Origin of the sequence: Nocardia cyriacigeorgica (genome assembly GCF_010868145.1) — a bacterium.
Lineage (GTDB): Bacteria > Actinomycetota > Actinomycetes > Mycobacteriales > Mycobacteriaceae > Nocardia > Nocardia cyriacigeorgica_D.
In genome coordinates this window covers 51,485-63,629 of record NZ_JAAGUY010000030.1, presented here as the reverse complement: position 1 = coordinate 63,629, position 12,145 = coordinate 51,485, and the positions used below count along the sequence as shown (strand labels likewise).

Below are 12,145 nucleotides of genomic sequence, written 5' to 3'. Positions count from 1 at the left end.
GGGCGGGGGAGCGGGATGGGGGCGGAGGTGTTCTCGGTGATCTCCACGACGGGACCGAGGCCACGCTCGGCGCGGTCGGAGTACTGCTGTGCCTTGGCTTTCGCATCGGCCCAGGCCGCGTCGCGCGCGGTGGCCAGCAGAGTGTCCTGGTCGGCGAAGGTCAGTTCGAGCCCGCCGAGGCGAACATCGTCACCGCCGGCGTCGACGCAATGCGCGATGACGGTGGCCGGGCCCGGATCGGCGGCCTCGCCGATCTCGCGCAGCGCGACAGTCAGCGAGGTGGACGCCAGATAGCCGGTGATCTTGTTGCCGCCACCCTCCACCCAGACCGTCTCGGTACGGACCGACAGCCCACTGGTGGCGATATCGGCACTCGCGACGCCGTCCGAACGCAGCGAGTCGGTGACCGCGGCGACGCGCTCACCGGCGCGCCCGTAGGCAAGGGCGACCTTGCTCGCCCGGCTCTCCACCGTGATGGTGACGCGCATCAGGTCGGGGGTGGCGCGGGCGGTGCCATGACCGAAAGTGGTGACCGTGCCCGTGGCCGATGAGGACTTCTTCTTGCTCACGCGATCTCCTGACTGTCGCCGAATGTCGGGCGGAACTCCGTGCTCGCGGAGCCACCGCACTCAATAGTCCCCGCCACGCACCGCGACCGCCCGGACCGCGGCGTCCATCTGCGCGTACGCACCCGCCGCGAGCCGCTCGAGCAGCGCGAGCTTGAGGTGTGGCGCGCGTTCGGTGAGCTGGTCGAACCGTTGCGGGCTCAGGACGCCGAGCCGCACACCCGTCTCGGCCCTTGCCTCGTTGACGAACGGCGAGCCGATCAGCATCGGGATCTCACCGAACGACATTCCCGGCGACAATGTCGCCAGCCGATGCGAGCGCTGATCACTGCCGTCGAAGGCGATCCGCACCCGGCCCTCGAGGATCAGGTAGAGGCCCGACCGGTCGCTGCCGCGCCGGGCGATCACCTCCCCGCGCGCGAAGGTCCTGGTCTCGAATTCCTTGGCCAACCGGGCACGGTCGGCTGGGTCGAGAGCCGCCAGCGCCGGATGCTCCTCCACGGTCACCGACTCGCATTGCCGTTCGGCGGGGTCGAGGTGGCGGTCGAGCACGATGTCCTCACACCATTCGGTGGCGGTATCCCGGTCGAGGAACACTCGCCCGCGCGGGTCGGCGGGATCCAGACTCGACACCACACGCCCCAGCTTGCTGTCCGGGTCGACGATCGCGACCCGACAGCCAGCGGCCGCGAGTTCGGCGTGCAGATCGTCGAGCATGCGCACCGCGATCGCGCTGACCTCGCCCACTCGCCGCAGGTCGATCACCAGCGCGGTCAGCTCACCGGCCTGGGCCTCGATCGCCCGCACCGCGCTTTCGGCGCCGGCGAACAGCAGATCGCCGTGTAGCTCGTAGATTCTGGCCTGGCGCCCGAACTCGGCCAGCGTATCCATCTCCTCGGTGCCCCGCCGCAGCCGCGAGGGTACCTCCGCCACCGAGTAGGTCTCCCGGATCGCGGTCCGCGCCGACCGGGTGACGTGCAGGAAGTGCAGTTCCAGACGCCGCGACAGCTCCCGGCACACCGCGACTCCGCGCACGCTGTTGCCGTGCTCATCCAGTCGGGGGGAGTAGACGGCGAGACCGATCTGGCCGGGCAGCACCGCGAGGATGCCGCCACCCACACCGCTCTTGGCGGGTAGCCCGACGGTGGCGACCCAGTCGCCTGCGGCGTTGTACATCCCGCAGGTCGTCATCACGCTGAGCACCCGCTCGGTCAACGGCGCCGACAGCGCACGGTCCCCGGTGATCGGATTGCGTCCGTTGTTTGCCAGGGTCGCGGCCATGAGGGCCAGATCACGGCAGGTCACATCGATCGAGCATTGCCGGAAGTAGCGATCCACCGCCTCGTCCGGATCGTTGTCGATGATGCCGAAGGAGCGCAGCATGTAGCCGATGGCGCGGTTGCGGAACCCGGTGCGCGCCTCGGAGGCGTAGACGGCCTCGTTCGTCCGCAGTTCCCGTCCGGCGAACCGGGAGTAGCAGCGGCGCACGCGCTCGAACCGGTCGGCGGAGTCGGTGCCGGTGATGAGGGAGGCAGCGGTGATCGCGCCGGCATTGATCATCGGATTGCGTGGTCGCTCGGTTACCGGGTCCAGGCTGATCTCGTTGAACGGCTCACCGGAGGGCTCCACGTCGATACGGCCGTCGACCAGCTCCACGCCCCGATCGGCCAGGGCGAGCGCGTAGGTGAAGGGCTTGGAAATGGATTGGATGGTGAAGGGCGCGTCCATGTCGCCGACGCCGTAGCGTAGGCCGTCGGCGGTGGCCAGGCACAGCCCGAATGAATCCGGCTGTACCGCCGCCAGTTCGGGAATGTAGTCGGCCGGTGCACCGGAGTCTTCGTCGCGATACTGCCGGTAGACCTCATCGAGGATGCGTGCGACCACACCCGGGTCGGCCACCGCTGTGCTCTGCTGTTCGCGCACGGTCACAGACCCACTCTAAGCTGGTCAGCGTATGTCGAGTCTCACATTCACCGGCCATGTCGGCTGGTGGAGATCCGTCGTCGTGCGAGGCACTCGACGAGGCTCCGTAGACTGATCGGATCAGATGCGCTATCCGGAGGGAGCGAGTTCAGGTGGGAATGCTTTCCCGGGTCGACACGCCCGAAGATCTGCGGCAGCTGTCGACGCCGCAGCTGCGCGAGCTGGCGGCGGACATCCGTGAGTTTCTGGTCCGCAAGGTCGCGGTCACCGGCGGTCACCTCGGCCCCAACCTCGGCGTGGTCGAGCTGACCATCGCACTGCACCGGGTCTTCGACTCACCTGCCGACCCGCTGATCTTCGATACCGGCCATCAGGCCTACGTGCACAAGATCCTCACCGGCCGCAAGGACCAGTTCGACACCCTGCGCAAGCAGGGCGGACTGTCGGGCTACCCGAGCCGTGCGGAGAGCGCGCACGACTGGGTGGAGTCTTCCCACGCCTCGGCCTCCCTGTCCTACGCCGACGGTCTCGCCAAGGCGTTCGCGCTGACCGGTCAGGACCGGCATGTGGTCGCTGTGGTCGGTGACGGTGCGTTGACCGGCGGCATGTGCTGGGAGGCGCTGAACAATATCGCCGCCGCGCCCGACCGTCCGGTGGTCATCGTCGTCAACGACAACGGCCGCTCCTACGCCCCCACCATCGGCGGCCTGGCCCAGCGCCTGACCGCCCTGCGCACCCAGCCGGCCTACGAGCATGCACTCGACGCGGGCAGGCGGCTGCTCAAGAGCATCCCCCGGGTCGGTGACTCGGCGTACTCGATGATGCATGCGGTGAAGGCGGGCATCAAGGATGCGGTCAGCCCGCAGGAGCTGTTCAGTGATCTCGGGCTCAAGTACGTCGGCCCGGTGGACGGGCACGATATCGCCGCGCTGGAGGGCGCGCTGCGGCATGCGAAGGACTTCGGCGGTCCGGTCGTGGTGCACGCGGTGACCCAGAAGGGCCGCGGTTACGAGCCTGCCGAGAATCACGAAGCCGATCAGATGCATGCCTGCGGTCCGATCGACCCGCTCACCGGTGAGCCGGTGAGCAGCAGCGAAGCGCAGGAGTGGACCTCGGTGTTCTCGGCGGAGCTCATCGAGCACGCCGAGCGCCGCGACGATATCGTCGCCATCACCGCCGCCATGCCAGGACCGACGGGCCTTGCCGCCTTCGGCGAACGTTTCCCGGAGCGGATGTTCGATGTCGGTATCGCCGAACAGCACGCCATGGCGTCGGCGGCCGGTCTCGCGCTCGGCGGTATGCATCCGGTGGTCGCCATCTACTCGACCTTCCTCAACCGGGCCTTCGACCAATTGCTGATGGACGTCGCGCTGTTGAAGCAGCCGGTGACCGTGGTCCTCGACCGCGCAGGCATCACCGGCGCCGACGGTGCGAGCCACAACGGTATGTGGGATCTGTCGGTGCTCGGTATCGTGCCTGGCATGCGGGTCGCCGCCCCGCGTGATGCCGTCACCCTGCGCGAGGAGCTGTCCGAAGCGCTGGCGGTCACAGACGGACCCACCGCCTTGCGGTTCCCCAAAGGCACTGTGATCGAAGAGATTCCGGCGGTCGAGCGACTCGACGGCGTGGACGTCCTTCGCCTGCCCGAGGGCGACGGCACCGCACGGACTCAGCACGGTGACGTTCTGCTGGTTGCGGTGGGTTCCTTCGCGAGCGTTGCCGTCGAGGTCGCGGAACTGCTGGCGCCGGAAGGTATTTCGGTCACCGTCATCGACCCGAGGTGGGTACTGCCGGTCTCCGACACCATCGTCAAGCTGGCCGAGAACTACCGCATGGTGGTCACCGTCGAGGACAGCGGCCTGCACGGCGGCATCGGCTCCACCGTTTCCGCCCGCCTGCGCACCGCGGGCCTGGATGTACCGACCCGCGATCTCGGTGTGCCGCAAGAGTTCCTGGACCACGCCAGCATCGTCCAGGTCCGCCAGGAACTCGGTCTCACCGCCCCCGATATCGCCCGCCGCATCGCCGGCTGGGTCGACGCGGGCTGAGGTCTGCGCCGACGGAGGCTTCGTCCAGCACCTCGCGCGCGAGCCGCCACACGATCGGCGCGTTCGCTCCAACAGCCGCCGGAAACGACTAGACCAACTCGACCTCGGCGAAGTCGACGGTCAGGCTGTGCCTGCGCTCACGCAGTACGCCCCCTTCACGGTGGACGGTTCCCTCACTGAAGTCGATCCGCATCCGGGCGCGGGGCGCATCGACTGTTTGCACGACTCCACAGATGCCGCTGAACGGTCCCGCCGGAAAATAGACGACATCGCCTGGCGCGTATTCGGTAAGTCTCACGCCGTCACGGTAATCCACTCAGGGTGCGTCCGCCGCGTCCTGATCCGGTGCGTCGGTGACGGTGAGCGCGACGGTCAGGCGGGGCACCGACAGTTCGCGCTGCCACGGGCGTGCGCCCGCGGCATCGAGGAACTCGTCGATCTGCTTGGCCAGTTCGGTGGTGGACTCGGGGCCGAAGTCGTAGGCGGGCAGGCCGTCCCAGCACAGGCGACGCACCAGCTCCGGCGTCAGCAGATTCTCCACCGGCACCAGGACCTCGGTCGACAGTTCGCCCATGGCGGCCCTGGCGCGGGACAGCCGGGCGGCGGCCACCGGGTCGCGGCGTTCCCAGCGGTTGACCGGTGGCGGACCTTCATAGGGCTGCGACAGCGGCGGAAGCTCGGTATCGGGCAGCGTACGCGCACGTTCGACGGCGCCGAGCCATTCGCGCGAATAGCGGCGCTGACGCGGGCCCCCGAACACCGGGAGCTCCCGTAACTGCGCGATGGTGCGCGGCTCCCCGTTCGCGGCGGCGATGATGGCGGAGTCGGGCAGGATGCGGGAGGGCGCGATATCGCGATGCCGGGCCAGCTCGTCGCGGGTGGTCCACAATTCCCGGACCGTGGCCAGCTGGCGTGCCCGGCGCAGGGTGTGGATGCCGGAGGTGCGCCGCCACCGATCGGCTTTCGGCGCCGGTGGTTCGGTGCACCGGACGTGCTCGAATTCCTGTGCGGCCCACTCGGTCTTGCCCTGCTGGTGCAGTGCGGTGGCTACCGATTCACGCAGCTCGAGCAGCAGCTCCACATCGAGGGCGGCGTAGTTGAGCCAGGCCTCGGGCAGCGGCCGGGTCGACCAGTCCGCGGCACCGTGCCCCTTGCGTAGTTCCCGTCCGAGCAAGCGTTCGACCATGGCCGCGAGCCCCACCCGCTCGAACCCGGCCAGCCGGCCGCCGAGCTCGGTGTCGAACAGACGCGCCGGTCGCAGCCCCAGCTCGGCGAGCCCGGGCAGATCTTGGTCGGCCGAATGCAACACCCATTCGAGACCGTTGATCGCCTCGGCCAACGGCGCCAGATCCCCGGCCACCGGAATCGGATCGATCAGAAAGCTGCCTGCGCCCGCGCGCCGCAGCTGCACCAGGTAGGCGCGGGCGGAATAGCGAAAGCCGGACGCCCGCTCTGCGTCGACGGCCAACGGGCCGGTGCCCGCGGACAGCCGGGCGGCGGCCTCGGCGATCTCGGCGGCGGTGCTGAGCACCGGCGGGACGCCGTCGGCCGGGACGAGCAGCGGTACCGCAGGCTCCGTATCGGTGTCGACCGAGACCTGCGCTGTACTGCTGTCCGTATCGCCGCTCCCCGAGGCGCGGCCGGGCCCATCTGCTTCCGGCATAGAGGTGAACTCTACGTGGCGCTCAGCTGCGGTCGTTGTTGGTGTACGACTGTGGACGCAAATCGGTGATACCGGCCGGTGGCAGACCGGCGGCGAATGCGAGGACCTCGGCGAAGGCCTCCACATGGGGGCGCATCTCGGTGGTCATGGCGGTCCAGGAGGCTCGTAACTCCAGCTGGTGTGCGCGCGGCGGGCCCGCGATATCGCCGTAGCGCACCGAACTGGTCGAGGTAACGGTGCCACCGAGCGCGGTGAACGGCTCACCCCGCGATTCCAGCGCGTCCACCAGCCAGCTCCACGCCACCTCGGGCAACAGCGGGTCGGTCGCCAGCGCGGCATCGATATCGGCCTGGATGTAGGCGACCAGCCGGAAGGTGCCGTGCCAGGCCTCGTCGCCGTCGGGATCGTGCAGCAGGATCAGCCTGCCGAAGGCGTCGCCCTCGGAGTCGATCGGCACCACCCCGGTCTCGGGATGTTTGACCTCGGCGCCGAGGGCGTAGGAATACGGAGCCAGCCGTTGCGGCGGACGGATCGGGGCCAGCTCGATACGGGGATGCACAGTTGCGGTGCCCATCGCCTCGACCGCGGCACGAAAGGAAGCTGGTTCGCCGTCGGAGCCCTCGGTCGATGCGGCGCCGTCGCGGTAGTCGAGCGGTGTCACGAGAGGTGACGGTAGACCTACCGCCCCCGGCGCAGTCGGAGGCGCGCCGCTACGGGTCCGGTGACGCGCCTACGATGACGATGGTGAGCACACAGACGCGCCGCCGGTTGACCGATGCCCCCTTCCTGGCCGCCGCCACCGGCGCCGAGCCGAGCCGGCGTCCGGTGTGGTTCATGCGCCAGGCAGGACGGTCGCTGCCGGAGTACCGGGAGCTGCGCGCGGGCATCGGCATGCTGGAGTCCTGCTTCGATCCGGAACTCGTCTGCGAGATCACCATGCAACCCATCCGCCGCCACGGCGTGGATGCGGCAATCCTGTTCTCCGATATCGTCGTTCCGCTCAAGGCGGCTGGTATCGACCTCGATATCGTGCCCGGTGTCGGCCCTGTCGTCGCCTCGCCGGTGCGCACCACCGCCGACGTGCGCGCGTTGCCGCGGCTGCGCCCAGAGGAGGTCGGGGCCGTGACCGACGGGGTGGGGCTGCTGCTGAATGCCCTGGGTGACACGCCGCTGATCGGGTTCGCCGGTGCGCCGTTCACTTTGGCGTCGTACCTGGTCGAAGGTGGTCCGAGCAAGCATCACGAGCGGACCAAGGCGATGATGCACGCCGATCCGCAGACCTGGCACGAGCTGCTGGGTGTCCTCACCGACATCACCATCGCCTTCCTCCAGGCCCAGCTGGCTGCGGGAGTGGACGCGGTGCAGGTCTTCGACTCGTGGGCCGGTGCCCTGTCCCAGGCCGACTACCGCAGGTTCGTGCTGCCGCATTCGGAGCGGGTCTTCGCCGAGGTCGCCGCGGCCGGTGTGCCGCGCATCCACTTCGGAGTCGGGACCGGTGAGCTGCTCGGTGCGATGGGGGAGGCGGGAGCCGACGTCGTCGGCGTCGACTGGCGGGTACCGCTGACCGAGGCGGTGCGCCGCGTCGGTCCCGGAAAAGCATTGCAGGGCAACCTGGATCCGGCGATCCTGTTCGCCGGGTGGGATGCGGTGGAGGCGGAGGCCCGCCGGATCGCGGCTGAGGCCGATGAGGCGATCACCCTGGGTGCGAGCGGTCATATCTTCAACCTCGGGCACGGTGTCATGCCCGACACCGATCCGGGTGTGATCACCGCGTTGGTCGACCTCGTCCACCAATTGTGATATCGGCCGCATCCGCCGCCGGGCTGTCGAGTCTCGGGCGGATGCGGAATGTATTTTCTCGGCATCGATTCCACGGTGTGACAGCAATTCCCGAACCATGTGTTGACGATGCCGCGTGCCCTTTTCTCGCCTCGAAAAACCGCACGAAACCGCGTAATTAAGAACACCTGCTCGGAATTGGATGACCGGGTCTTCGGCTCGGTAGCTTCGATGTCATGCAGCTGACGCGCTTCACCGATATCGGCCTCCGGGCCCTTATGCGGTTGGCGGTGAGTGACGAGGCCGACAACCGAGTGACCACCCGGTTGATCGCCCGGCAGGTCAACGCATCCGAACATCATGTGTCGAAGGCAGTGACGCAACTGGTTGACCTGGGTTTGGTGGAGGCGCAGCGGGGTCGCTCCGGTGGGCTGTTCATCACCGAGGCCGGGCGTAGCGCGTCGGTCGGTGGACTGGTGCGTGTCCTGGAAGGCGACCGCGAAGTTGTTCTGTGCGAGGGCGATCACCCCTGCCCGCTCGCCGGTTCCTGCCGGTTGCGTCGAATTCTGGCCGATGCCAAGGAAGCGTTCTATCGGGAATTGGACCGGTATACCGTCACCGATCTCGTCACCGGACCGGCCGTCGAATTGCTGCATCTGCTCACCATGCCGTCGGTGAGCGGTAGTTCCGATGTGGAGGAAGATCAATGAACACCGACAGCGTCGTCCGTGCCGAACCCGAACTCGAAGCCGAGTATGCCGAAACGATCCGTGCCACATTGCCCTTGGTCGGCGCCCATATCGATGAGATCACCACGGCGTTTTACCGGCGGCTGTTCGGCAATCATCCCGAATTGATCCGTGACCTGTTCAATCGCGGCAATCAGGCGCAGGGTTCCCAGCAGCGTGCCCTCGCCGCCTCCGTCGCGGCTTTTGCCACCTACCTGGTCGACCCGCAGCTGCCGCACCCAGCGGCGATGCTGTCGCGGATCGGGCACAAGCACGCCTCCCTCGGTATCACCGCCGATCAGTACCAGGTGGTGCACGACAACCTGTTCGCCGCGATCGTCGAGGTTCTCGGCGCCGACGTTGTCACCGAGCCGGTGGCGGCTGCCTGGGATCGCGTGTATTGGCTGATGGCCGACGCGCTGATCGACCTGGAGAAACAACTGTATGTCTCCGCCGGTGTCGAGCCCGGTGACGTCTTCCGGGACGCGGTGGTCGTTGGGCGCGAGGACGATCCCGCCGGCGCCGTGATCTTCACCGTCGAATCGGCCGACTCCGCGGCGCCCTTCCCTGAATTTATGCCGGGACAGTACGTTTCGGTCGGTGTTCGCCTGCCCGACGGCGCGCGCCAGCTGCGCCAATACAGCCTGGTGAACAATCCCGGCGGCGGGCAACTGGCGTTCGCGGTCAAACGCGTTGAGGCCATCGGAGGCTGCCCCGCCGGTGAGGTGTCGAGCTGGTTGCACGACAACCTCGCCGCCGGGGACCACCTCGAGATCACTCTGCCGTTCGGCGATCTGACCGTCGACACCACCACGACCACCCCGCTGGTCCTGATCTCCGCGGGTATCGGCATCACCCCGATGATCGGCGCCCTCGAATACCTGGCCGCGCACGGATCGCCCCGCACGATCCTGGCGCTACACGCAGACCGCACTCCGCGCACCCATCCGCTGCTGGACCGTATGCGCGCCCTGGTCGACCGCCTGGACTCGGCGACCCTCGACCTCTGGTACCAGGACGAGGCGGGCGCCGCGCATCAGGGCCTGCTCGACCTGTCCACGGTCACCCTCCCTGCGGATGCCGACATCTACGTCTGCGGCGCCGACGGATTCCTCGACGCGGTCCGGGTGCAGCTCATCGCGGCGGGCGTATCGGGGGAGCGGGTGCACATCGAACAATTCACGCCGACCGACTGGCGGACGGGCGCCTGCCCGGTGTGAGCCGACCCCGTCGAGCCCTGCCGTCGACCGAAACCGATGGCGGGCGAGGGGTTTCATCCGCGCTCGGCGGTAGGCCGAATCTGTCGGTGCTCGCCATCCGCCTGCGGCCGGTCCTGCCGTGGTCGACCATGGCCAGGGCTCGGACCGCGGACCGCACTCGCTGTGACACCTACCGCATCGCGCACGGTGTGTCCAGCGGATTCGCCAACCGCTACGAGGGCATGACGTGCACAGGGATTACCGTCGGGGTATGAGAATCGCGGTCATCGGCGGTGGTATCAGCGGGTTGGTCTCGGCATACCGGTTGCGTGGGTTGCTCGGGCCGGATGCGGAGATCGTCGTGGTCGAGCGGGGGGAGCGGCTGGGGGGAATTCTCTACACGGGGGAGATCAATGGTGATCCGGTCGATCTGGGCGCCGAGGCATTCGTTGGGCGACGGCCCGAAGTCATCGGACTGCTGTCCGAGCTGGGGCTCGATGATCAACTGGTGCATCCCGCCGGGCTGCGTCCGGTCATCTGGGCCGAGGGCCGCACACACGATATGCCGGCTCGGACTCTGATGGGCATCCCTTCCGATGCCGAATCGCTGCGCGGGCTGGTGTCCGACGAGACCATCGATTGGGTCGCTGCCGAACCCAAGCGCCCCTTCGCCTGGAATCCCGGCGCGGACATCGACGTCTACAGCCTGGTTGCCGACCGGTTCGGCGTCGAGGTGGCCGAACGTAGTGTCGACCCGCTGCTGGGCGGAGTATACGCGGGCAGTTCCCGCTCCATCGGCGTGCGCGCAGCCCTGCCCACCCTTGCCGCCGCCCTGGACAACGGCGCCCCCAACCTCATCCACGCCGTCGCCGCGGCACTTCCGCCGCCATCCGATGCCCCGGTGTTCGGCGGCATCCGGGACGGCTATCGGGTGTTGCTCGAAGCGCTGGCCGAACAATCCGGGGCGAAGTTCGTCACCGGCGCGGCAGCCGATCTCACCAGGTCCGCTGATGGTTGGCGGATCGACCCGCTGGGTGAGGTGGACGCCGTCATCCTCGCCACCCCCGCCCCGGTGACCGCCAGTCTGCTCGACGACGCCGTACCCGCCGCGGCCTCCGCGCTCGCCGACATCGAGCTGTCCTCCTCGGCCGTGGTCGCTTTGGCCTTGCCCCGTGACACGCCACTGCCGCAGAACTCCGGCATCCTCGTCGCCACCGGAGAACCGCTGAGCGCCAAGGCATTCACGCTCTCCAGCCGAAAATGGCCCCACCTCGCCGAACGCGAGATCGCCCTCGTCCGGGCTTCGTTCGGGAAATTCGGTGACGATGCGGTCCTCGCCTGGCCCGACGGTGAACTCGTGGCCGCAGCCGTCGCCGACCTCGCCACCGTCACCGGGGTCCCCGTCTCGCCCCTCTCGGCCACCGTCCAGCGCTGGCCCGGCGCTCTGGCCCAATACGCCCCCGGCCACACCACCCGCGTCGCCGACATCGAATCCGCCACAGCCGAATTCGACACCTTGGCGATCACCGGCGCCTACCTCCACGGCGTCGGTGTCCCCGCCTGCGTGGCCTCCGCTACCGCCGCCGCCCACCACATCGCGGCCGCACTGACCTGACCGGGAGCACGTTCCTCAGGGTGTGCGGTCGAGTTCGATACCGATGGCCTCGGTGAGGAGTTCGCGGGCGCGGTCGAAAGTGATCGACCCGCTGTGCCAGCGTTCGCTGAGTCCTTCGACCAGCGAGGTGAGGCGTTCGGCAGCGGCGGATGAGTCGATCCCGGGATGGATGGTGGAGGTGTCCTTGGCTTGCCGGATCAGGGTTTCGATATCGGTGTTCCACGCCCGCGTGGTGGCGTTCAGGGGTTCGCGCAAATCGGGGTTGAAGACCGCGCTGGCGCGTAGTTCGCCCCAGGCGATGCTCGTTTCGCGGACGTCGTCGGTGTTCTGCAGTTCCAGTAGCAGCATGTGCTCGACCTGTGCGCGCGGGGCGGTGTCGGCGAAGGCCTGATCGGTGTAGGTCTGGGCGCGGTGGTTGATGTGTTCGAGGGCGGCGTGCAGTACGCCCCCGCGATCTTTGAAGTGGTAGTAGATCAGTGCGGTGGACACCCCCGCCTCCGCGGCGAGTTTTTCGATACGAAGTCCGCGCACGCCGTCCTGGGCGATGACGCGGACAGCGGCCTCGAGGATCTGGGTTCGACGCGGTGACACGAGTCCTCACAGTAGGGCGGAGCGCCGCCGACC

The 12,145-nt window shown here is 68.3% G+C and carries 12 protein-coding genes; 6 read left to right on the top strand and 6 right to left on the bottom strand.

Annotation, left to right across the window (positions count from 1 at the left end):
- On the bottom strand, positions 1-569 hold a 569-nt coding region (locus tag GV792_RS25285; protein WP_163827112.1), incomplete at its 3' end, for an SIMPL domain-containing protein.
- 60 nt (positions 570-629) lie between these two features.
- Positions 630-2,495 carry a glutaminase A gene (gene glsA / locus GV792_RS25280; RefSeq protein WP_375154373.1) on the bottom strand — a complete coding sequence of 622 codons (1,866 nt, stop codon included), beginning with the start codon at positions 2,493-2,495 and terminating at the stop codon, positions 630-632.
- 152 nt (positions 2,496-2,647) lie between these two features.
- On the opposite strand from glsA, the gene dxs reads away from it, so the two are divergent.
- Positions 2,648-4,537, top strand: a complete 1,890-nt coding sequence (gene dxs, locus GV792_RS25275) for a 1-deoxy-D-xylulose-5-phosphate synthase (RefSeq protein ID WP_175584783.1) — start codon at positions 2,648-2,650, stop codon at positions 4,535-4,537.
- Positions 4,538-4,625: 88 nt separating this feature from the next.
- Here dxs and GV792_RS25270 read toward each other — a convergent pair whose 3' ends face one another.
- Genes GV792_RS25270 through GV792_RS25260 form a run of 3 tightly spaced genes read right to left on the bottom strand, consistent with a single transcriptional unit; the run spans position 4,626 to position 6,774 of the window.
- Positions 4,626-4,835, bottom strand: a complete 210-nt coding sequence (locus GV792_RS25270; protein ID WP_163827108.1) for a hypothetical protein — start codon at positions 4,833-4,835, stop codon at positions 4,626-4,628.
- A gap of 18 nt (positions 4,836-4,853) precedes the next feature.
- Positions 4,854-6,200 (bottom strand): ribonuclease D, encoded by a 1,347-nt coding sequence (locus GV792_RS25265; protein ID WP_256668540.1) that lies wholly within the window; start codon positions 6,198-6,200, stop codon positions 4,854-4,856.
- 22 nt (positions 6,201-6,222) lie between these two features.
- On the bottom strand, positions 6,223-6,774 hold the full coding sequence (locus GV792_RS25260; RefSeq protein WP_048834261.1) for a DUF3000 domain-containing protein: 552 nt from the start codon (positions 6,772-6,774) through the stop codon (positions 6,223-6,225).
- A 161-nt stretch (positions 6,775-6,935) separates the two neighbouring features.
- Between GV792_RS25260 and hemE the strand changes: the two genes are divergently transcribed.
- The 5 genes from hemE (at position 6,936) to GV792_RS25235 (ending at position 11,521) form a co-directional block, all read left to right on the top strand.
- A complete protein-coding gene (gene hemE / locus GV792_RS25255) occupies positions 6,936-8,000 on the top strand; it encodes a uroporphyrinogen decarboxylase (protein WP_163827137.1) in 1,065 nt (354 codons plus the stop codon).
- A gap of 215 nt (positions 8,001-8,215) precedes the next feature.
- A complete protein-coding gene (locus GV792_RS25250) occupies positions 8,216-8,689 on the top strand; it encodes an RrF2 family transcriptional regulator (protein ID WP_163827106.1) in 474 nt (157 codons plus the stop codon).
- Complete coding sequence (locus GV792_RS25245) at positions 8,686-9,927, top strand: globin domain-containing protein (RefSeq protein WP_163827104.1); 1,242 nt, start codon at positions 8,686-8,688, stop codon at positions 9,925-9,927. The genes GV792_RS25250 and GV792_RS25245 overlap by 4 nt, the downstream gene beginning before the upstream one ends.
- Entirely contained in the window at positions 9,924-10,181 is a 258-nt protein-coding gene (locus GV792_RS25240) for a hypothetical protein (protein ID WP_163827102.1), read from the top strand. Before GV792_RS25245 ends, GV792_RS25240 begins: the two co-directional genes overlap by 4 nt.
- On the top strand, positions 10,178-11,521 hold the full coding sequence (locus GV792_RS25235) for a protoporphyrinogen oxidase (RefSeq protein ID WP_163827100.1): 1,344 nt from the start codon (positions 10,178-10,180) through the stop codon (positions 11,519-11,521). Before GV792_RS25240 ends, GV792_RS25235 begins: the two co-directional genes overlap by 4 nt.
- Positions 11,522-11,536: 15 nt before the next feature.
- Here the strand turns inward: GV792_RS25235 and GV792_RS25230 are convergent, their stop codons facing one another.
- Complete coding sequence (locus GV792_RS25230; RefSeq protein WP_163827099.1) at positions 11,537-12,112, bottom strand: TetR/AcrR family transcriptional regulator; 576 nt, start codon at positions 12,110-12,112, stop codon at positions 11,537-11,539.
- Positions 12,113-12,145: the final 33 nt, after the last annotated feature.